Annotated in this window: 18 protein-coding genes; 15 read left to right on the top strand and 3 right to left on the bottom strand. The window is 70.2% G+C overall.

The features are described 5' to 3' along the window. The first annotated feature begins 11 nt into the window (after nt 1–11). The 14 genes from ACILRH_RS10925 to ACILRH_RS10860 all read left to right on the top strand — a co-directional run bounded on the left by ACILRH_RS10925 (nt 12) and on the right by ACILRH_RS10860 (nt 16,281). The gene (locus tag ACILRH_RS10925; RefSeq protein WP_395693191.1) at nt 12–566 is read left to right on the top strand and encodes a NuoB/complex I 20 kDa subunit family protein; all 555 of its coding nucleotides are present in this window, start codon (nt 12–14) and stop codon (nt 564–566) included. Next, nucleotides 563–1,276 carry an NADH-quinone oxidoreductase subunit C gene (locus tag ACILRH_RS10920; protein ID WP_395693189.1) on the top strand — a complete coding sequence of 238 codons (714 nt, stop codon included), beginning with the start codon at nt 563–565 and terminating at the stop codon, nt 1,274–1,276. The genes ACILRH_RS10925 and ACILRH_RS10920 overlap by 4 nt, the downstream gene beginning before the upstream one ends. After that, complete coding sequence (locus ACILRH_RS10915) at nt 1,276–2,616, top strand: NADH-quinone oxidoreductase subunit D (protein WP_395693187.1); 1,341 nt, start codon at nt 1,276–1,278, stop codon at nt 2,614–2,616. Before ACILRH_RS10920 ends, ACILRH_RS10915 begins: the two co-directional genes overlap by 1 nt. After that, entirely contained in the window at nt 2,613–3,404 is a 792-nt protein-coding gene (gene nuoE, locus ACILRH_RS10910; protein ID WP_395693186.1) for an NADH-quinone oxidoreductase subunit NuoE, read from the top strand. Before ACILRH_RS10915 ends, nuoE begins: the two co-directional genes overlap by 4 nt. Before the next feature lie 57 nt (nt 3,405–3,461). Continuing rightward, the gene (nuoF, locus tag ACILRH_RS10905; protein ID WP_395693184.1) at nt 3,462–4,772 is read left to right on the top strand and encodes an NADH-quinone oxidoreductase subunit NuoF; all 1,311 of its coding nucleotides are present in this window, start codon (nt 3,462–3,464) and stop codon (nt 4,770–4,772) included. Beyond that, on the top strand, nt 4,769–7,186 hold the full coding sequence (locus ACILRH_RS10900) for an NADH-quinone oxidoreductase subunit G (protein ID WP_395693182.1): 2,418 nt from the start codon (nt 4,769–4,771) through the stop codon (nt 7,184–7,186). The genes nuoF and ACILRH_RS10900 overlap by 4 nt, the downstream gene beginning before the upstream one ends. Continuing rightward, nucleotides 7,183–8,508 (top strand): NADH-quinone oxidoreductase subunit NuoH, encoded by a 1,326-nt coding sequence (nuoH, locus tag ACILRH_RS10895; RefSeq protein ID WP_395693180.1) that lies wholly within the window; start codon nt 7,183–7,185, stop codon nt 8,506–8,508. Before ACILRH_RS10900 ends, nuoH begins: the two co-directional genes overlap by 4 nt. Then, entirely contained in the window at nt 8,508–9,077 is a 570-nt protein-coding gene (nuoI, locus tag ACILRH_RS10890) for an NADH-quinone oxidoreductase subunit NuoI (protein ID WP_395693178.1), read from the top strand. Before nuoH ends, nuoI begins: the two co-directional genes overlap by 1 nt. A 26-nt stretch (nt 9,078–9,103) precedes the next feature. Beyond that, entirely contained in the window at nt 9,104–9,904 is an 801-nt protein-coding gene (locus ACILRH_RS10885) for an NADH-quinone oxidoreductase subunit J (protein ID WP_395693583.1), read from the top strand. Next, a complete protein-coding gene (nuoK, locus tag ACILRH_RS10880) occupies nt 9,901–10,200 on the top strand; it encodes an NADH-quinone oxidoreductase subunit NuoK (RefSeq protein ID WP_395693176.1) in 300 nt (99 codons plus the stop codon). The genes ACILRH_RS10885 and nuoK overlap by 4 nt, the downstream gene beginning before the upstream one ends. 18 nt (nt 10,201–10,218) lie before the next feature. Further along, nucleotides 10,219–12,150: an NADH-quinone oxidoreductase subunit L gene (nuoL, locus tag ACILRH_RS10875; RefSeq protein ID WP_395693175.1), complete on the top strand. Its 1,932-nt coding sequence runs from the start codon at nt 10,219–10,221 to the stop codon at nt 12,148–12,150. Continuing rightward, nucleotides 12,147–13,682 carry an NADH-quinone oxidoreductase subunit M gene (locus ACILRH_RS10870; RefSeq protein ID WP_395693174.1) on the top strand — a complete coding sequence of 512 codons (1,536 nt, stop codon included), beginning with the start codon at nt 12,147–12,149 and terminating at the stop codon, nt 13,680–13,682. The genes nuoL and ACILRH_RS10870 overlap by 4 nt, the downstream gene beginning before the upstream one ends. Then, on the top strand, nt 13,682–15,280 hold the full coding sequence (gene nuoN / locus ACILRH_RS10865) for an NADH-quinone oxidoreductase subunit NuoN (RefSeq protein WP_395693173.1): 1,599 nt from the start codon (nt 13,682–13,684) through the stop codon (nt 15,278–15,280). Before ACILRH_RS10870 ends, nuoN begins: the two co-directional genes overlap by 1 nt. Before the next feature lie 68 nt (nt 15,281–15,348). After that, entirely contained in the window at nt 15,349–16,281 is a 933-nt protein-coding gene (locus tag ACILRH_RS10860) for a polyprenyl synthetase family protein (RefSeq protein WP_395693581.1), read from the top strand. 99 nt (nt 16,282–16,380) lie between these two features. Here the strand turns inward: ACILRH_RS10860 and rarD are convergent, their stop codons facing one another. The 3 genes from rarD to ACILRH_RS10845 are packed head-to-tail and all read right to left on the bottom strand — an operon-like array spanning nt 16,381 to nt 20,301. Further along, a complete protein-coding gene (gene rarD / locus ACILRH_RS10855) occupies nt 16,381–17,292 on the bottom strand; it encodes an EamA family transporter RarD (RefSeq protein ID WP_395693171.1) in 912 nt (303 codons plus the stop codon). A 4-nt stretch (nt 17,293–17,296) separates the two neighbouring features. Beyond that, nucleotides 17,297–18,388 carry a 2-oxoacid:ferredoxin oxidoreductase subunit beta gene (locus tag ACILRH_RS10850; RefSeq protein ID WP_395693169.1) on the bottom strand — a complete coding sequence of 364 codons (1,092 nt, stop codon included), beginning with the start codon at nt 18,386–18,388 and terminating at the stop codon, nt 17,297–17,299. Beyond that, nucleotides 18,385–20,301, bottom strand: a complete 1,917-nt coding sequence (locus ACILRH_RS10845) for a 2-oxoacid:acceptor oxidoreductase subunit alpha (protein WP_395693168.1) — start codon at nt 20,299–20,301, stop codon at nt 18,385–18,387. The genes ACILRH_RS10850 and ACILRH_RS10845 overlap by 4 nt, the downstream gene beginning before the upstream one ends. A gap of 288 nt (nt 20,302–20,589) precedes the next feature. Between ACILRH_RS10845 and ACILRH_RS10840 the strand changes: the two genes are divergently transcribed. Next, nucleotides 20,590–21,615, top strand: a complete 1,026-nt coding sequence (locus tag ACILRH_RS10840; RefSeq protein ID WP_395693167.1) for a sulfate ABC transporter substrate-binding protein — start codon at nt 20,590–20,592, stop codon at nt 21,613–21,615.

The following is a 21,615-nucleotide window of genomic DNA, read 5'->3' as shown; positions in this document are numbered from 1 at the left end:
AGGAGAAGTTCATGGGGATTGAAGAGAAGCTCCCGAGCGGCGTCCTGCTGACCACGGTCGAGGGCGTCGCCGGCTACATGCGCAAGGCGTCGTTCTGGCCGGCGACCTTCGGCCTGGCCTGCTGCGCGATCGAGATGATGACGACCGGCGGCCCGAAGTACGACCTCGCCCGGTTCGGCATGGAGGTCTTCCGCGCCAGCCCGCGGCAGGCCGACCTGATGATCGTCGCCGGCCGGGTCAGCCAGAAGATGGCACCGGTCCTGCGCCAGATCTACGACCAGATGCCCAACCCCAAGTGGGTGCTGGCGATGGGCGTGTGCGCGAGCAGCGGTGGGATGTTCAACAACTACGCGATCGTCCAGGGCGTCGACCACGTCGTCCCCGTCGACATGTACCTCCCCGGCTGCCCCCCGCGCCCGGAGATGCTCATCGACGCGATCCTCAAGCTGCACGACCAGGTGCAGCACACCAAGCTCGGCAGCAACCGCGCCAACGAGGTCGTCGAGCTCGAGGCGGCGGCCCTCCAGGCGCTGCCCACCTCCGCGATGAGGGGCCAGCTGCGATGACGGAGCAGGACCACACCGACACCACTCCCGAGAACGTCCCGGCGCCGGCCGGCGCGGTCGAGTCGGTCGGTGTCCGCCACGGGATGTTCGGGGTCCACGGCACCGGCGACACCAGCGGCTACGGCGGCCTCACCCAGGCGATCGTCTACCCCGGCGACGCCCAGCGGCCGTACGGCGGCTGGTTCGACGAGGTCGCGGACGCGCTGGTCGCTGCTGCGCAGGACGCGGGCCTCGAGCTCGCGGAGCCCCGCGTGGTGATCCACCGCGGCGAGATCACCTTCCACGTGCGCCGCGAGGACCTCCCCATCGTGGCGAAGCTGCTGCGCGACGACGAGCGGCTCCGCTTCGAGCTCTGCTCGGGCGTCAGCGGCGTGCACTACCCCGACGACACCGGGCGCGAGCTGCACGCGGTCTACCACCTGCTCTCGATGACCTACAACCGCCGGATCCGGCTGGAGGTCACCGCGCCGGACGCCGACCCGCACATCCCGTCGATCGTCTCGACGTACCCGACCAACGACTGGCACGAGCGCGAGACGTTCGACATGTTCGGCATCGTCTTCGACGGCCATCCCGCGCTCACGCGCATCCTCATGCCCGACGACTGGCCGGGTCACCCCCAGCGCAAGGACTACCCGCTGGGCGGCATCCCCGTGGAGTACAAGGGCGGCACCGTCCCGCCGCCGGATCAGCGGAGGAGCTACAACTGATGAGCACCACCGAAGACCTCTACGCGAGCAGCAGCGACACCACCGAGGGTCGCGTCTTCACCGTCACCGGCCAGGACTGGGACTCCATCGTCGAGGGCCTGTCCGAGGAGGCCGACGAGCGGGTCGTCGTCAACATGGGTCCGCAGCACCCGTCCACCCACGGGGTGCTCCGGCTGATCCTCGAGCTCGAGGGCGAGACGGTGACCGAGGCCCGCTGCGGCATCGGTTACCTCCACACCGGCATCGAGAAGAACATGGAGTTCCGCTCCTGGACGCAGGGCGTCACGTTCTGCACCCGGATGGACTACCTGTCCCCCTTCTACAACGAGATGACCTACGTGCTCGGTGTCGAGCGCCTGCTCGACATCGAGGACGACGTGCCGGAGAAGGCACAGGTCATGCGGGTGCTCCTCATGGAGCTCAACCGGATCTCCTCCCACCTGGTCGCGATCGCGACCGGGGGCATGGAGATCGGCGCCCTGACGGTCATGACGATCGGCTTCCGAGAGCGCGAGCTGGTCCTCGACCTGTTCGAGCTGATCACCGGCCTGCGGATGAACCACGCCTTCATCCGTCCCGGCGGCGTGGCGCAGGACCTTCCGCCCGGCGCGCTCGACGAGATCCGCGGGTTCATCGCCCTGATGCGCAAGCGGCTGCCCGAGTACGCCGACCTGTGCAACGCCAACCCGATCTTCAAGGCCCGTCTCGAGGGCGTCGGCCACCTCGACCTCGAGGGCTGCCTCGCGCTCGGCATGACGGGTCCGGTGCTGCGCAGCACCGGCTACCCGTGGGACCTGCGCAAGACCCAGCCCTACTGCGGCTACGAGACCTACGACTTCGACGTGCAGACCTGGGACACCGCCGACTCCTACGGCCGGTTCCGCGTCCGCCTCAACGAGATGTGGGAGTCGCTGAAGATCGTCGAGCAGGCCGCCGAGCGGCTCGCGAAGATGGACGGCGCCCCGGTGATGGTGGCCGACAAGAAGATCGCCTGGCCCAGCCAGCTCGCGATCGGCAGCGACGGCATGGGCAACTCCCTCGACCACATCCGCCACATCATGGGCGAGTCGATGGAGGCGCTGATCCACCACTTCAAGCTCGTCACCGAGGGCTTCCGGGTCCCAGCCGGCCAGGCCTACGTGCCGGTCGAGTCGCCCCGTGGCGAGCTCGGCGCCCACGTGGTCTCCGACGGCGGCACCCGCCCGTTCCGGGCGCACTTCCGCGACCCGTCGTTCACGAACCTGCAGGCGACGAGCGTGATGAGCGAGGGCGGCCTGGTCGCCGACGTCATCGTCGCCATCGCGTCCATCGACCCGGTCATGGGAGGCGTCGACCGATGAGCCTGAGCGAGACCACGCTCACCGAGCTGCGCGAGATCGCGGCCCGCTACCCCGAGGGTCGCTCGGGCCTGCTGCCGATGCTCCACCTGGTGCAGTCGGCCGAGGGCCGGGTGACCTCGGAGGGCATCGAGACCTGCGCGGAGATCCTCGGCATCACCGCGGCCGAGGTCAGCGGCGTCGCGACCTTCTACACGATGTACAAGCGCCGCCCGGTCGGCGACTACCACGTCGGGGTCTGCACCAACACGCTCTGCGCCGTCATGGGCGGTGACGTGATCTTCGAGCGGCTCAAGGAGCACCTCGACGTCGGCAACGACGAGCGCACCGCCGACGCCCCAGGAAAGAAGAGCATCACCCTCGAGCACGTCGAGTGCAACGCGGCCTGCGACTACGCGCCCGTGATGATGGTCAACTGGGAGTTCATGGACAACATGACGCCCGAGTCGGCCGTCGAGCTCGTCGACGACCTGCGCGAGGGCAAGGAGGTCCGCTCCACCCGTGGGCCGCGGGTGGTCACCTGGCGCGAGGCCGAGCGCGTGCTCGCCGGCTTCCCCGACGACCTCGCCGACGAGGGGCCGGCCGCCGGCCCCGCGTCGCTGGTCGGGCTCGGCATCGCCCGCACGAACGGGTGGACTGCGCCGGAGTCGGGTGCGGGCCGTACGGCAGGACAGCCGCAGGAGCTCGGCGAGGCCGCAGCCGACGCGGGCAGCCGCCCGTCGGAGAGCGCGGTCGTCGAGAAGGAGAGCGGCACCTCCGAGACCGCCGCCGAGAAGGGGGAGGCCAAGTGACTGCGTTTCGAGACGCTCGCTTCGCTCGCTCCTCAACAACCGGAGAGAGGACACTCCGTGACTGACACTCTGACCCCGGTCCTGACCGACAACTGGGGCGACGAGCGGGCCTGGACGCTGGCCGCGTACGAGGCGCGCGGTGGCTACCGGGCGCTGGACAAGGCGTTCGCGATGGCGCCGGGCGCCGTGATCGACGAGGTCAAGGAGTCCGGGCTGCGCGGGCGCGGCGGGGCCGGGTTCCCCACCGGCATGAAGTGGGGGTTCATCCCGCAGGACAACCCGCGGCCGAAGTACCTCGTGGTCAACGCCGACGAGTCCGAGCCGGGCACCTGCAAGGACATCCCGCTGCTGATGGCCAGCCCGCACACGCTCCTCGAGGGCGTGATCATCAGCAGCTACGCCTTCGGCGCCCACCAGGCCTTCATCTACATCCGGGGTGAGGTCCTCCACGTGATCCGCCGCGTCCAGCGCGCGGTGCAGGAGGCCTACCTCGCCGGCCACCTCGGCAAGAACATCCACGGCTCGGGCTTCGACCTCGACGTGGTGGTGCACTCCGGTGCCGGCGCCTACATCTGCGGTGAGGAGACCGCACTGCTCGAGGGTCTGGAGGGCCGCCGCGGGCAGCCGCGGCTGCGTCCGCCCTTCCCGGCGGTCGCCGGTCTCTACGCCAGCCCGACGGTCATCAACAACGTCGAGACCATCTCGTCGGTGCCGAGCATCATCGAGCACGGTTCGTCGTGGTTCGCCTCGATGGGCACCGAGAAGTCCAAGGGCTTCGGCATCTTCTCCCTCTCCGGCCACGTCAAGAACCCGGGTCAGTACGAGGCGCCGCTCGGCATCACGCTTCGCCGGCTGATCCTGCTGGCCGGCGGCATGCGCGACGGCCACGAGCTGAAGTTCTGGACGCCGGGTGGCTCCAGCACGCCGCTGCTGACCGCCGAGCACCTCGACGTGCCGCTCGACTTCGAGGCCGTCGGTGCCGCCGGCTCGATGCTCGGCACCCGCGCCCTGCAGATCTTCGACGACACCACCTGCGTGGTGCGGGCGACGCTGCGGTGGACCGAGTTCTACAAGCACGAGTCCTGCGGCAAGTGCACGCCCTGCCGCGAGGGCACCTGGTGGCTGGTGCAGACGCTCTCGGCCCTCGAGAAGGGCCAGGGCAGCGAGGCCGACCTCGACCTGCTCCTCGACCAGTGCGACAACATCCTCGGCCGCTCGTTCTGCGCGCTCGCCGACGGGGCCGTGAGCCCGGTCGCCAGCTCGATCCAGTACTTCCGTGACGAGTACGTCGCGCACCTCACCGGCGGCGGGTGCCCCTTCGACCCCGCCGCTTCGACCCTCTTCGCCGCTGAGGGAGCCTCGGCATGACCACCGCCCCGGACAAGACTCCCGAGAAGGCCGTCGAGACGGTCACCCTCACGATCGACGGGATCCAGGTGAGCGTCCCCAAGGACACCCTGGTGATCCGGGCGGCCGAGGAGGTCGGGGTGCAGATCCCGCGCTTCTGCGACCACCCCCTGCTCGCGCCGGTCGGCGCCTGCCGCCAGTGCCTGGTCGACATCCCGGACGCCGGCAACGGCCGCGGCTTCCCCAAGCCGCAGGCCTCATGCACGCTCCCGGTCGCCGAGGGCATGGTGGTCAACACCCAGGCCACCAGCGAGGTCGCTGACAAGGCTCAGCAGGGGATCATGGAGTTCCTCCTGATCAACCACCCGCTCGACTGCCCGGTGTGCGACAAGGGCGGTGAGTGCCCGCTGCAGAACCAGGCGATGAGCAACGGCCGCGGCGACTCGCGGTTCGAGGGCTACAAGCGCACGTTCCCCAAGCCGATCAACCTCTCCCCGCAGGTGCTCCTGGACCGCGAGCGCTGCATCGTGTGCCAGCGCTGCACCCGCTTCGCCGAGGAGATCCCCGGCGACCCCTTCATCTCGCTCGTCGAGCGCGGGGCGATGCAGCAGATCGGCATCGCCGAGGACGCGCCGTTCCTCTCCTACTTCTCCGGCAACGTCATCCAGATCTGCCCGGTCGGCGCGCTGACCAGCGAGGACTACCGGTTCCGGTCCCGCCCCTTCGACCTGGTCTCCACGCCGGGGGTCGCCGAGCACGACGCGTGCGGGTCGGCGATCCGCGTCGACCACCGGCGCGGCAAGGTGATGCGCCGCCTGGCCGGCAACGACCCGGAGGTCAACGAGGAGTGGATCACCGACAAGGACCGGTTCGGCTTCCACTACGCCACCGAGCCCGACCGGCTGACCTACCCGCAGGTGCGTGACGTACTGCCGGACGGGCGACGTGGCGAGCTGCGCCCGGCGTCCTGGCCCGAGGCGTTCGCGGTCGCCGCTCGCGGCCTGCGCGCCGCGGGCGCGAGCGCCGTGCTGACCGGCGGCCGGGTGACCGCCGAGGACGCCTACGCCTACAGCACCTTCGCGCGGGTGGCGCTCGGCACCAACGACATCGACTTCCGCGCCCGCCCGCTCTCGGCCGAGGAGACCTCGTTCCTGGCCTCCGAGGTGGTGCTCCGCTCGTCGGTGACCTACCGCGACCTGGAGTCCGCCTCCACCGTGGTCCTCGCCGGGCTGGAGCCCGAGGACGAGGCGGGGATGATCTTCCTGCGGCTGCGCAAGGCGGTCCGCCACGGCACCACGCGCGTGGTCGCGGTGGCGCCGTACACCACCCGTGGCTTGGCCAAGCTCGACGCCCACCTGGTGCGCACCGCGCCCGGAGCGGAGGCGTCGGCCCTGGAGTCGATGGTGGAGCACGCCGAGCACGGCGTCGACAAGCACGCGGTCATCCTGGTCGGCGAGCGCCTGGCGACCTCTCCGGGGGCGCTGACCGCTGCGGCGACGCTGGCGGCACGCACGGGCGCCCGCCTGGCCTGGGTGCCGCGGCGAGCCGGGGACCGGGGCGCGATCGAGACCGGCTGCCTGCCCAACCTCCTGCCCGGAGGTCGGCCCGTCGCCGACCCGGCCGCCCGCGTCGACGCGGCGACGACCTGGGGCGTCGACCACCTCCCCGAGACCCCGGGCCGTGACGCCGACGCGATCGTCGCCGCCGTGGTCGCTGGCGAGATCGGCGGCCTCGTGGTCGGCGGCATCGACCCGGCCGACACCGCGGACCCGACGGCCACCCGCGCAGCGCTCGACGCCGCGTCCTTCGTGGTGTCGCTCGAGCTGCGCGAGACGGAGGTCACCCGTGCGGCCGACGTCGTGTTCCCGGTGGCCCCGGTGGTCGACAAGGCCGGCACGTTCGTGACCTGGGAGGGCCGCCCGCGGCCCTTCGAGCAGGTCTTCGCCAACCCTGCCTCGCTGCCGGACCTGCGGATCCTGGCCGGCATCGCCGAGGAGCTGAGCTCGTCGGGGATGGGCGCCCCCCTGGGGTTCCGCACCGTGGCCGAGGCCCGTGCCCGCATGGAGGAGATGGGCCCGTGGGACGGCGAGCGCGCCGCGCACAGCCCGGTCGCGGCCGCGACCGCCGGCGGTGACGGCCTCGCGCTGTCGACCTGGAAGCTGCTCGTCGACAACGGATCGATGCAGGACGGCGACAAGGCGTACCGCGCGACCGGCCGGGCGCCCGTCGTCCGGCTGAGCCGGGCGGCGTACGACGCCGTCGGGCCGGTCGTGACGGTGACCGGTGACCGCGGCTCGGTGACGCTCCCCGCGGAGCCGGCCGACCTCGCCGACGACGTCGTGTGGGTGCCGGCCAACTCCTCCGGCGCCGGCGTGCTCGTGGATCTCGCGTCGCCCGGCAGTCGGGTGACCGTCTCGAAGGGAGCCGAGCTGTGACCGGCATCGCCGTGCTGGCGACCGAGGACACGCTGAAGTACTTCGGCCACGACCCGTGGTGGGTCGTGGGGCTGAAGACGCTGCTGATCTTCGTCGTCCTCGTGCTGCTGACGCTCTTCAACATCTGGTGGGAGCGCCGGGTCGTGGCCCGGATGCAGCACCGGATCGGCCCCAACGTCAACGGCCCCTTCGGCCTCCTGCAGTCGCTGGCCGACGGCGTCAAGCTGGCGCTGAAGGAGGACATCATCCCGACGGCCGCCGACCGTGCGGTCTTCATCCTGGCGCCGATCATCTCCACCACCACGGCGTTCGTGACCTTCGCGGTCATCCCCTTCGGGCCGGTCGTGAACTTCTTCGGGGTCGAGACCCCGCTTCAGCTGACCGACATGCCGGTCGCCGTCCTCTTCGTGATGGCGATCGCGTCGATCGGCATCTACGGCATCGTGCTCGGTGGCTGGTCCAGCGGCTCGACGTACTCGCTGCTCGGCGGCCTGCGCTCGAGCGCTCAGATGATCTCCTACGAGGTCGCGATGGGCCTCGCGCTCGTCGCGGTGTTCCTCTACGCCGGCTCGATGTCCACGTCGGAGATCGTGGCCGCCCAGGGCGACCTGTGGTTCGGGCTGATCCTGGCGCCGTCGTTCGTGATCTACGTGATCGCGATGGTCGGAGAGACCAACCGGGCGCCGTTCGACCTCCCCGAGGCCGAGGGCGAGCTGGTCGGCGGCTTCCACACCGAGTACAGCTCGCTGAAGTTCGCGCTGTTCTTCCTCGCCGAGTACGTCAACATGGCCACCGTCTCCGCGCTGGCGACGACGCTGTTCCTGGGCGGCTGGCACGCGCCGTTCTGGATCGACCACGTCTGGCCCGGCGCCAACGAGGGCTACTGGCCGGTGCTGTGGTTCTTCGGCAAGCTGCTGTTCTTCATCTTCTTCTTCATCTGGCTGCGTGGCACGCTGCCGCGGCTGCGCTACGACCAGTTCATGGCGTTCGGCTGGAAGCGGCTGATCCCGGTCTCGCTGGTCTGGATCGTGGCGGTCGCGACCATCCGTGCCATCTCGCTCGAAGGCGGCATCGACCGCAGCTACCTGCTGATCGGCATCGGTGTGCTCGCCGTGCTGTTCCTGGTGCTCTTCTTCGTCGGCGAGCGGGGCGAGGAGGAGACCACGGCACCGGACGGGGCCGCCACCACGGGCGGCTTCCCGGTCCCGCCGATGCCGGCCGGCGGTGCCGTCCGCGGTGCCGCCCGCCCGCTCACGTTCGAGTCCCGCACCCCGGTGACCGAGCCCGCTGCGTCCACGCGCGGTGCAGGGGAGGAGATCTGATGGCCGAGGAGTCCAAGTCGTTCAAGGAGCAGTTCTGGGACCCGGTCGCCGGGTTCGGGGTCACCTTCCGGACGATGTTCCGCAAGGTCGTGACCGAGCAGTACCCCTTCGAGAAGATGCCGACGGCCCCGCGCTTCCACGGCCGGCACCAGCTCAACCGCTGGCCGGACGGCCTCGAGAAGTGCGTCGGCTGCGAGCTCTGCGCCTGGGCCTGCCCGGCCGACGCCATCTACGTCGAGGGCGACCAGAACGTCGACCTGCCCGACGGGTCGGGCCGGTTCAGCCCCGGTGAGCGCTACGGTCGCGTCTACCAGATCAACTACCTGCGCTGCATCCTGTGCGGGCTCTGCATCGAGGCGTGCCCCACCCGTGCGTTGACGATGACCAACGAGTACGAGCTCGCCGACAACAACCGCGCCGACCTGATCTACGAGAAGCAGGACCTCCTCGCGCCGCTGCTGCCCGGCATGGAGCAGCCGCCGCACCCGATGCTCCTCGGCGACGACGAGGGCGTCTACTACCGCGGCGAGTTCACCGCGCCGACGGCCGGACAGGAGGCCGACAAGTGACCGCGTTCTGGATCCTCGCCCCCGTGATGGTGGTCGCGGCGCTCGGCATCCTCTTCGTCCGCAAGGCCGTGCACGCCGCCCTGCTGCTCGCCGTGGTGATGATCAGCCTGGCCGTGCTCTACGCCGTCCTGGACGCGCCCTTCCTGTTCGCGGTGCAGATCATCGTCTACACGGGCGCCATCTTGATGCTGTTCCTGTTCGTGCTGATGCTCGTCGGCGTCGACGCGTCCGACTCGGTCGTCGAGACGATCCGCGGGCAGCGGGTGCTGGCCTCGCTCGGCGGCCTGGCGCTCGGCCTGGTGCTCGTCATCGGGCTCGGCCAGGTCGCGCTCGGCACGGCGGTCGGCACGGACGCGACCCGCGGCGCCGGCAACATCGAGGCGCTGGCCAACCTGCTGTTCTCCCAGTACGTCTTCGCCTTCGAGGTCACCAGCGCCCTGCTGATCACGGCCGCGGTGGGCGCGATGGTGCTCGCCCACCGCGAGCGCCTCACGCCGAAGGACACCCAGGCCTCGCTGGCCGCCCAGCGGGTGCGCGACTTCGGGGAGAAGGGCACCCACCTCGGGCCGCTGCCGCCCCCGGGTGTCTACGCCCGCCACAACGCGGTCGACACCCCGGCGCTGCTGCCCGACGGCACCGCGGCGGAGTCCTCGGTCTCGCGGGTGCTGGCCGCCCGCGGCACGGTGCGCTCGGGCCCGGCGCTCGCGAGCGACATCGGGGAGATCGGCCGTCAGGTCGGCGGCGCGACCCATGCGGGCCGCGACAGCCAGGCCGCGGTCACGACCACCGAGCAGACCCCGGCGACCGGCGGAGGTGAGGACCAGTGAACATCACGCCCTTCATCGTGCTCTCGGGGATCCTGTTCACGATCGGCTGCGTCGGCGTGCTCACGCGGCGCAACGCGATCGTGGTGTTCATGTGCGTCGAGCTGATGCTGAACGCCACGAACCTCGCGCTGGTCGCCTTCTCCCGCCAGCACGGGAACCTCGAGGGCCAGGTCGCCGCCTTCTTCGTGATGGTGGTCGCCGCTGCCGAGGTCGTCGTCGGGCTCGCGATCATCATGACCATCTTCCGGACCCGTCGCTCGGCCTCGGTCGACGACGCCAGCCTGCTGAAGTACTGACGAGGAGCGTCGAGACACATGTATGCGTTCCACGAGGGCGGCGCGATCCCGGTCGTCGACCCCACGCAGGCCGACGGGGTCTTCGCCCTGCTCTGGCTGGTCGTCGCGCTGCCCCTGGCCGGCGCGGCGATCCTCCTGGTCGGTGGCAGGTACACCGACAAGTGGGGGCACCTGCTCGGCACCCTGCTGCCGATCGGTTCGTTCGCGATCTCCCTGGCGATGTTCGTCTCGCTGCTCGGGCGCAGCGAGGACGACCGCCAGGTGGTCCAGCACCTCTACACCTGGTTCCAGGTCGGCCACCTCGACGTCGGCATGGACCTGATGCTCGACCAGCTGTCGGTGCTGTTCCTGCTGCTGATCACCGGTGTCGGGTCGCTGATCCACATCTACTCGATCGGCTACATGGCGCACGACCCGCGCCGGCGCCGGTTCTTCGGCTACCTGAACCTCTTCGTCGCCGCGATGCTGGTCCTGGTCCTCTCCGAGAACTACCTCGGGCTGTTCCTCGGCTGGGAGGGCGTCGGCCTGGCGTCGTACCTGCTCATCGGGTTCTGGCAGCACAAGCCGTCCGCGGCCGCCGCCTCGAAGAAGGCGTTCGTGATCAACCGCGTGGGTGACATGGGTCTGTCGCTGGCGATCATGATGTTCTTCGTCCTCTTCGGGTCGACGAGCTTCCACGTGATCAGCGACGCCGCGGGCAACGCCTCGCAGACCCAGATGACGATCCTCGGCCTGCTGCTCCTGCTCGGCGCGTGCGGCAAGTCGGCGCAGTTCCCGCTGCAGGCCTGGCTGATGGACGCGATGGAGGGCCCGACCCCGGTCTCGGCCCTCATCCACGCAGCCACCATGGTGACCGCCGGTGTCTACCTGATCGTGCGGTCGAACTTCGTGTTCGACCGGGCGCCCGACGCCCGCACCGTCGTGCTCGTGGTGGCCCTGATCTCGATCTTCTGGGGCGCCTGGATCGGGTGCGCGAAGGACGACATCAAGAAGTCGCTCGCCGGCTCCACCATGAGCCAGATCGGCTACATGATGACCGCGGCGGGGCTCGGCGTCGCCGGCTACCCGTTCGCGATCTTCCACCTGCTCACCCACGGCTTCTTCAAGGCGGACCTGTTCCTCAGCGCCGGCTCGGTGATGCACGGGATGGGCGACGACGTCGACATGCGCCACTACGGCCTGGTCCGCAAGGTCATGCCGGTCACGTTCATCACGTTCACGCTCGGCTACCTGGCGATCATCGGCATCCCGCCGTTCGCCGGGTTCTGGTCCAAGGACAGCATCATCGAGGCCGCGATGGGCCAGAACGTCCTGGTGGGCGCCCTGGCCATCCTGGGCGCCGGTGTCACCGGCTTCTACATGACCCGGATGATGCTGATGACCTTCTTCGGCGAGAAGCGGTGGGAGAAGGACCTCCATCCCCACGAGTCGCCGCTGGTCATGACGATCCCGATGATGGTGCTCGCCGCGCTGGCCGCCGTCGGTGGCCTGCTCATCCTCAACGACTGGATCGTGGACTGGCTCGAGCCCGTCACCGGGACGGTCCCGACCGAGAACCCGCCGCTCCCGGCGCTCGCGACCTCCGCCATCGCCCTGGTGGTCGTCCTCATCGGTGCCGCCACCGCCTGGCAGCTCTTCGGCCGCCGGTCCGTGCCGCGCACGGCGCCGACCGACGTCTCATGGGCAGTCCGGGCGGGTCGCGAGGAGGTCTACGGCAACGTCATCAACGACACCCTCGTGGTCAACCCGGGCCGGCACGTCACGGCGGCGTCGCTCGCCACCGACCGGTACGCCGTCGACGGCACCTTCATGGGCGGCGCGGTCGCGGTCGGTGGGATCGCCGGGTTCGTCCGCAAGGCCCAGAACGGGTTCGTCCGGACCTACGCCCTGTCCCTCCTCGGCGGCGCGCTGATCGTCGCGCTGGCCCTCCTGGCGGTGAACCTCGCATGAGCAACCTTCCCTGGCTCACCATCCTCTGGGTGGTCCCGCTGCTCGGCGCGGTCGTGACCGCGTTCCTGCCACGGGCCCGCGGCGAGGTCCTGCCCAAGCAGGTCGCGCTCGGCTTCTCGCTGCTGACGCTCCTGGTCGGTGTCGGCGTCGCCGTGCAGTTCGACCCGCACGGCGGCATGCAGCTGACCGAGGTGCACGACTGGATCTCCGCGTTCGGCGTCCACTACGCCCTGGGCGTCGACGGGCTCGGCCTGCTCCTCGTGCTGCTGACCGTCGCCCTCGTGCCGATCGTCTTCATCGCCTCCTGGCACGAGGCGGACGGCCTCGGCACGGCGGCGTTCTTCGCCTGGGCGCTCGCGCTGGAGTCGCTCGCCCTGGCCGTCTTCCTGGCCACCGACGTGTTCCTCTTCTACGTCGTCTTCGAGGCCACGCTCATCCCGGCGTACTTCCTCATCGGCCGCTACGGGCAGCCGGGCCGGGCGTCCGCCGCGCTGAAGTTCCTCATGTTCCAGCTCGGCGGAGGCCTCGTGCTGCTCGCCGCGGTGATCGGGCTCTACGTCGTGTCCGCCCGCGCCGGCAGCCCGTCGTACCTGCTGTCGGACCTGCAGAACATCGACATGAGCACCACCTGGGAGCGCTGGCTCTTCATCGGGTTCATGGTCGCCTTCGCCGTGAAGGCACCGCTGTTCCCGGTGCACACCTGGCTGGCCGACACCACCGAGAAGGCGACCCCCGGCACCAGCGTGCTGCTGGTCTGCGTGCTGGACAAGATCGGCACCTTCGGGATGCTGCGCTACTGCCTGGGCCTCTTCCCCGGAGCCTCGCAGTGGGCGACGCCGGTGGTCGTCACGATCGCGCTGATCTCGATCGTCTACGGCGCGTTCCTGGCGATCGGGCAGGACGACATCCTGCGCCTGATCGGCCTGACCTCGCTGAGCCACTTCGGCTTCATCACGCTCGGCATCTTCGCGCTGACGACCCAGGGCGGCTCCGGCTCGATCCTCTACATGGTCAACCACGGCGTCGCGACGGCGGCGATGTTCCTCATCGCCGGCTACCTCATCAAGCGCAAGGGCACCGCGCGGATCAGCGAGATCACCGGCGTCGAGAGCACCGCACCGGTGCTGGCCGGGCTCTTCCTGGTCGCCGGGCTGGCGACCGCCGGACTGCCGGGCCTGAGCCAGTTCGTGTCCGAGATCCTCGTGATGATCGCCGCGTTCGACTACCACTGGTGGGTCGGAGCGGTCGCCGTCACCGGCATCGTGCTGGCCGCGATCTACGTGCTGTGGCTCTACCAGCGCACGATGACCGGGCCGCCGCGCCCGGGTGATGCGGCCGTCAAGGACCTCAACGGCCGCGAGCTCGTGGCGGTCGTCCCGCTCGTCGTCGGGCTGCTGCTCTTCGGCTTCTTCCCGATGCCGCTGCTGCACGCGGCCAACCCGACGGTCGAGAACCTGCTGGTGCACGTGGGCGTCTCCGACGACCAGCCGAGCGTCCCGGCCGCCGAGACCGCTGAGGAAGGCGATCACTGATGGACTTCGTCAAGCCCACCATCGAGTACAGCCAGCTGTGGCCGATGCTCGTGGTCTACGGCGTCGCCTGCCTCGGCGTGGTGGTCGAGGCGTTCGTGCCGCGGGCCCACCGGTTCCGCGTGCAGACGCTCCTCTCGGCGGCCGGGCTGCTGGTCGCGCTCGCCGGCACGATCTATGTCGCCACGAACCTCGACGTGCTCGGTGACGGCACGGCCCGCGGCTCCATCGACGTCGAGGGCACCATCGCCGTCGACGGTCCCACGGTGTTCTTCTGGGGCATCATCCTGCTCTGCGCCCTGGGCGGCGTGCTGCTCTTCGCCGAGCGGCGCCTCGAGGGCGGGGTGTCGGCGTTCGCCGGCCAGGCGGCCGCCCTGCCGGGCACCGAGGCCGAGCGCCAGGCGTCGACCCGCGGCCTGGAGCACACCGAGATCTACCCGCTGCTGCTCTTCGCCGTCGGCGGCATGATGCTCTTCCCTGCCGCCAACGACCTGCTCACGCTCTTCGTGGCCCTCGAGGTGCTCTCCCTGCCGCTCTACCTGCTCTGCGGGCTGGCGCGCCGGCGCCGGCTGCTGAGCCAGGAGGCGGCGCTGAAGTACTTCATGCTGGGTGCCTTCTCGTCAGGCTTCTTCGTGTACGGCGTCGCGCTCACCTACGGCTTCGCCGGGTCGATGGGCTTCTCGGAGATCAACGAGGCGGTCCGTGACGACATCGGCAACCAGACGCTGCTGCTCCTCGGTCTCGGCATGATGTCGGTCGGCCTGCTCTTCAAGGTCGGCGCCGCGCCGTTCCACACCTGGACCCCCGACGTCTACCAGGGCGCCCCCACCCCGGTGACGGCGTTCATGGCGGCCGGCACCAAGATCGCCGCGTTCGGCGCGATCCTGCGCCTCTACTACGTCGCCTTCGGGTCCGACCGCTGGTCGTGGCAGCCGATGCTGTGGGTGATCGCCATCCTGACCATGGTCACCGGAGCCGTGCTGGCCGTGGTCCAGACCGACATGAAGCGGCTGCTCGCCTACTCCTCCGTCGCGCACACCGGGTTCATCCTCACCGGCGTCCTCGGCGTCCAGCAGGCCTCGGACCTCTCCGACGGGCAGGTCACCTCGCTGCAGGCGGTGCTGTTCTACCTGACCACCTACGGGTTCGCGATGATCGGTGCGTTCGCACTGGTCACGCTCGTGCGTGACTCCGGTGGCGAGGCGACCACCTTCGCCCGCTGGCAGGGCCTGGGACGCCGCTCGCCGCTGGTCGCCGGGCTGTTCGCGTTCTTCCTGCTCTCGATGGCCGGCATCCCGCTGACCGCCGGGTTCGTCGGCAAGTGGGCCGTGTTCACCGTCGCGCTCTCGGCCGGCGCCTGGCCGGTGGTGGTCGCCGCGATCCTGTGCAGCATCATCGCGGTCTTCTTCTATGTCCGGGTGATCGTGCTGATGTTCTTCCTCGACGGTGACACCACGGGCGGCGAGGTCGCCACGGTCACCAAGCCGTCGGTGCTGACCTCCGCGACGATCCTCGTCGGCGTGGCCGCGACGCTGGTCCTGGGCATCGTCCCCGGTCCGGTGCTCGATCTCGCGGCGAATGCGGGACAATTCGTCAGGTGACCACGACTTCCGCAGCGCTGGCCCTCCCCGTCACGGACGAGGCGCTCGCCGCACGGCTGCGCGAGCGCATGGCCGCGGTCGAGGTCGCGCTGGCCGGCCACGTGCGCAGCCGCGCCGGCTTCGTCACCGAGGCAGCCAGCCACCTGATGGAGGCCGGCGGCAAGCGCTTCCGACCGCTGCTGGTGCTGCTGGCCGCCGAGACCGGTGACCGCCCCGACAGCGACGACGTGGTCACCGCGGCGTGCGTGGTCGAGCTCACCCACCTCGCCTCGCTCTACCACGACGACGTCATGGACGAGGCGGATCTGCGTCGGGGAGCGGAGACCGCCCACGCCCGCTGGGGCAACCTCGTGGCGATCCTGACCGGCGACTTCCTCTTCTCCAAGTCCTCCGAGCTGACCGCGGAGCTCGGCGCGGACGCGGTGCGCATCCAGGCGCAGACGTTCACCCGGCTGGTCGAGGGCCAGATCCTCGAGACCGTCGCCCCGGGGCCCGACGAGGACCCGTTGGCGCACTACCTCGACGTGGTCGCCGGCAAGACCGGCTCGCTGATCGCCACCTCGGCGCGCTACGGCGCCCGCTTCGGGGGCGCCAGCCGGGAGGTCGAGGAGGCGTTGACGGCGTACGGCGAGATCGTCGGGTCGGCCTTCCAGCTCTCCGACGACATCCTCGACATCGCCTCCGAGTCCGACGAGTCCGGGAAGACCCCGGGCACGGACCTGCGCGAGGGCGTGCCCACGCTGCCGGTGCTGATGGCTCGCGCCGCGGCCGATCCCGCCGACGCCCGCCTCGTCGAGCTGCTTGACGGCGACCTCGCCGACGACTCCCGGCACGCCGAGGCGCTCGACCTGCTGCGCAAGCACCCCGCGATGGAGCAGGCCCGCGCCTACGTCGTCGCCCGCGCCCAGGAGGCGAAGGACCAGCTCGCCGCCGTCCCCCCCGGCCCGGTCCGCGACGCCCTCGAGGCCTTCGCCGACGTCGTCGCGAGCCGGACGGCGTAGCTTCTCGGCTCACGGGGTCTCGACACGCCGGTCGCGACCTCGTTCCTCGGTCGCGCGGCTCGCTCGACCACCATCAGCGGATCCGTTGGCGCGTCCCCGCTAGGCGGCGGTGGAGGCCTCGACGGTCAGGCGCAGCTGGCGGCGCCGGTGGTTGATCGCCTCGAAGGTGAAGAGCATCAGCGCGATCCAGACCAGCGCGAAGCCGACCCACCGCCCGGCCGGCATGTCCTCGTGGAAGTAGGTGACGCCCAGCACGAACTGCAGGGTCGGCGCGAGGTACTGCAGCAGGCCGAGGGTGACCATCGAGACCCTGGTCGCCGCCCCGCCGAAGCAGATCAGGGGCACGGCGGTGACGATGCCGGTCGTCATGAGCAGCAGTGCGTGCCCGGCGCCGTGGGTGGTGAACCCGGAGTCGCCGTGCGTCTCCAGCCACAGCAGGTAGGCCACCGCGAACGGCGCGATGACGGCCGTCTCGTAGGCCAGGCTCTCCGTGGCGCCGACGTTCGCGGTCTTCTTGCACAGCCCGTAGCTGCCGAAGGAGAAGGCGAGCACGAGCGCGACCCAGGGCGGGCGGCCGTACTCCGCCGTGATCACCGCGACCGCGGCGGCGGCGATCCCGAGCGCGACCCACTGGAGCGGTCGAAGCCGCTCGCGCAGGATCACGACGCCCATCAGGACGGTCACCAGCGGGTTGATGAAGTAGCCGAGCGACGTCTCCACGACCCGGCCGTTGTTGACCCCCCAGATGTAGGTCGTCCAGTTCACCGTGATGACCGCGGCGGCGACGGTCAGGACCAGGCGGGTGCGCCGGTCGCGCCAGATCGCGGCCAGCTCGCTGCGGCGGCGCAGGGCGAGCACGAGGGCGACCATGACCAGGCACGACCAGATGACCCGGTGCCCGAGGATCTCCACGGCACCGCCGGGCTCGAGCAGCGGCCAGTAGAGCGGGAACGCACCCCACATGAGGTACGCGGCTGCGCCCAGCAGCAGACCCCGCCGAGCGTCGGGCACCCGCTCAGGCCACGGTCCAGGTGTCCCCGCTGCCGATGAGCGCGGCCAGCCGGTCGGCCGGCTCACCCGGCGCCGCGTCCCGGGCCGTGGCGACCTGGGCACGGGCCTGGTCGTCGTACGCCGGGCGCTGGACCTGGCGGAAGATCCCGATCGGGGAGCGGTTGAGGTAGCCGGCGTCGGTCAGCCGGGAGATCGCGAACGCCGTGGTGGGGTCGGCCTGGTGGGCGTCGTGGACCAGCAGCTGCTCGGTGGGGACCTGGCCGGGCCCGGAGCCCACCTCGACGACCTTGACGCCACCGGAGGCGGGGTCGCGCACGAGCCCCTGGGATCCGTTGCCGAAGGTGATCGGCTCGCCGTGGACCAGCGGGATGATCGCGTTCGCCTTGGTGTCGTTGTCCTTGATCGCGTCGAACGCGCCGTCGTTGAAGATCGGGCAGTTCTGGTAGATCTCCACGAACGACGTGCCGCGGTGGGCGGCGGCCGCCGACAGCACCGAGGTGAGGTGCTTGCGGTCGGAGTCGATGGTGCGGGCCACGAACGTGCCCTCGGCGCCGAGGGCCAGCGACACGGGGTTGAAGGGGTGGTCGACCGAGCCCATCGGCGTGGACTTGGTGATCTTGCCGGCCTCGGAGGTGGGGGAGTACTGGCCCTTGGTCAGGCCGTAGATCCGGTTGTTGAACAGCAGGATGGTCATGTTCACGTTGCGGCGCAGCGCGTGGATCAGGTGGTTGCCGCCGATCGAGAGCGCGTCCCCGTCGCCGGTGACGACCCAGACCGACAGGTCCTCACGCGCGGTGGCCAGGCCGGTCGCGATCGACGGCGCGCGGCCGTGGATCGAGTGCATGCCGTAGGTGTCGAGGTAGTAGGGGAACCGGCTCGAGCAGCCGATGCCGGACACGAAGACGATGTTCTCCCGGCGCAGTCCGAGGTCGGGCAGGAAGCCCTGCACGGCCTTGAGCACGGCGTAGTCGCCGCAGCCGGGGCACCAGCGCACCTCCTGGTCGGAGGTGAAGTCCTTGCCGGTCTGGGTCTCGTCGGTCGTCGGGACCAGCTCGACGCCCGACCGCAGCCCCGGGATCCCGAGGTCGGTGCTCATGACTGGATCGCCTCCTCGGCGGTGGTCAGGTTGACCTCGATGCCCTCGGCGTCCGCGACCAGGCCGCCGATCGCCTCGGCGAGGGCGGCGGCCTTCAGGGGCATGCCGTTGACCTGGTTGTAGCCGACGGCGTCGACCAGGTACTTCGCGCGCAGCAGCAGGGAGAGCTGGCCGAGGTTCATCTCGGGGACCAGCACCTTGTCGTAGCGGCGCAGGATGTCGCCGAGGTCGGTGGGGAAGGGGTTGAGGTGGCGCAGGTGGACCTGGGCGACCTGGTAGCCGGCCTTGCGGACCCGGCGCACACCGGCGCCGATGGGGCCGTACGTCGACCCCCAACCGAGCACGAGCACGCGGGCCTGTCCCGACGGGTCGTCGACCTCCAGCGGCGGCAGCGACTCCGCGATCCGGTCCACCTTGGCCTGGCGGGTGCGGACCATGAAGTCGTGGTTGGCCGGGTCGTAGGAGATGTTGCCGGTGATGTCGGCCTTCTCCAGCCCCCCGATGCGGTGCTCGAGCCCGGCCACGCCCGGCGGCGCCCACGGACGCGCGAGCGTCTCCGGGTCGCGCGCGTAGGGGTGGAACGTGTCCTCGTCGGTCAGGTCCTCGACCGTGGCGAAGTCCGGGTCGATCGCGGGCAGGTCGTCCACGTCCGGGATCCGCCAGGGCTCCGAGCCGTTGGCGAGGTAGCCGTCGGAGAGCAGCATGACCGGGGTGCGGTAGGTGACGGCGATGCGGGCGGCCTCGATGGCGGCATCGAAGCAGTCGCCGGGCGACTGTGGGGCGACGATCGGGACCGGAGCCTCGCCGTTGCGCCCGAACATCGCCTGCAGCAGGTCTGCCTGCTCGGTCTTGGTGGGCAGGCCGGTGGAGGGGCCGCCGCGCTGGACGTCGACGACGACCAGGGGGAGCTCGGTCATCACCGCGAGCCCGATCGCCTCGGACTTCAGCGCCACCCCCGGACCCGACGTCGTGGTGACGCCCAGGGAGCCGCCGAACGACGCGCCGATCGCCGCACCGATGCCGGCGATCTCGTCCTCGGCCTGGAACGTGGTGACCCCGAACGCCTTGTGCTTGGACAGCTCGTGGAGGATGTCCGAGGCCGGGGTGATCGGGTAGGACCCCAGGAAGAGCGGGAGACCGGAGCGGACGCCCGCGGCGACCAGCCCGTACGCCAGCGCCAGGTTGCCGGTGATGTTGCGGTAGGTGCCGGCCGCCATCGGGGCCGGCTTGATCTCGTAGGAGACCGCGAACGCCTCGGTGGTCTCACCGAAGTTCCAGCCCGCCTTGAACGCCGCCACGTTGGCGTCACGGATCGCCTCGACCTTGGCGAACCGCTTCTCCAGGAACGCCACCGTCGGCTCGGTCGGCCGGCCGTACATCCACGACAGCAGGCCGAGCGCGAACATGTTCTTGGCCCGCGCCGCGTCCTTGCGCGACAGCCCGAACTCCTTGACCGCCTCCACCGTCATCCCGGTCAGGTCCACCGGCTGCACCTGGAACGCCCCGAGCGGGTCGTTCGCATCGCCCAGCAGCTCCAACGGGTTGATCTCGTAGCCGGCCTTGGCCAGGTTCCGCGCGGTGAAGTCGTGGGTGTCGACGATGATCGTCGCGCCCTGCGGCAGGTCCCCGATGTTCGCCTTCAGCGCGGCCGGGTTCATCGCCACCAGCACGTCGGGCGCGTCACCGGGAGTGAGCACGTCGTGATCGGCCAGGTGCACCTGGAACGACGACACGCCCGGCAGGGTGCCCTGCGGCGCCCGGATCTCGGCGGGGAAGTTCGGCAGCGTCACCAGGTCGTTGCCGAAGACCGCGGACTGCTGGGTGAACCGGTCCCCGGTCAGCTGCATGCCGTCGCCGGAGTCGCCCGCGAACCGGATGATCACCCGGTCGAGCTGCTTGACCTGCTTGGACACTGCGCGTGCTCTCCCTCGTCGACTGCCCCCGCCCCGGATCGTACTCGCGGTACGACCAGAACTGGAACACGTTCCAGTTCTGCTGCGGTGCAGCCCGGCACAGCGTCCAACGATAGTCCGGCCGTCGCCGGGACCGGAGTCGTCTCTGCCTGCGGTCCTGTGAGTCACGACACGCGTCCACCGCCCCGGTTCAATTCGAACCAAGTGGGCTATGTCGAGTAGTCTGCTCGGCATAACGCGGAAACACGCCTTCCATCCGGGAGGGCGCGAAGACAGAAGAGGAAGACGATGAACAGGACGTTCAAGGTTGCGGCAGCCCTCTCGGCTGCCGGGGTGCTGGCCTTGACGGGGTGCTCCGGCGACTCGTCCGGCAGCAGCGAGGACACGATCAACGTCGTGGGCTACTCGGTGCTCGAGCAGGCAAACGAAGGCGTCATCAAGGCCTTCAACGACACCGACGCCGGCAAGGGCGTCACCATCAAGGGCTCCTACGGCGCCTCCGGCGACCAGAGCCGTGCGGTCGTCGCCGGCCAGAAGGCCGACGAGGTCCACCTCTCGCTCGAGCCCGACGTCACCCGGCTGGTCGACGAGGGCATCGTGGCGAAGGACTGGAAGGACAACGACACCGACGGCATCTGCACGCAGTCCGTCGTCGTGATGGTCGTCCCGAAGGGCAACCCCAAGGGCATCGACAGCTGGGACGACCTGGTGAAGCCGGGCGTCGGCATCGTCACCCCCAACCCCGCCTCCTCCGGCTCCGCGAAGTGGAACCTGCTGGCGGCGTACGGCTCGGTCATCGCCGACGGCGGCACCGACGCCGACGCGAAGGCCTACATGACGAAGTTCTTCGAGAACGTCGCCGCGCTGCCCGACAGCGGCCGCGACGCCACGACCGCCTTCACCAGCGGCACCGGCGACGTGCTGCTCTCCTACGAGAACGAGGCGATCCTCGCCCGTCAGAGCGGCCAGGACTTCGACTACGTCGTCCCGGACACCACCCTGCGCATCGACAACCCCTGCGCGCTGACCGAGGGCGCCTCGGACAAGGCGCAGGCGTTCATGGACTTCCAGAAGAGCGCGGAGGGCCAGAAGCTCTACGCCGAGACCGGCTACCGTCCGCTCGTCGACGAGGGCGACCTCACCGTCGACGGTGCGAACGACCCGAGCAACCCCTACCCGGCGCCGACGACGCTGCTCACCATCGACAAGGACTTCGGTGGGTGGGGCACCGCCAACGACAAGTACTTCGGTGACGGCAGCGACGGCGCGCCGATGGGCATCCTGACCCAGATCCAGGCCGACGCGGGGCAGTAA

The organism is Nocardioides sp. (genome assembly GCF_044226765.1).
Lineage (GTDB): Bacteria > Actinomycetota > Actinomycetes > Propionibacteriales > Nocardioidaceae > Nocardioides.
Note: the sequence above shows the minus strand (reverse complement) of the source record. Positions and strands in the feature narration are given on the sequence as shown.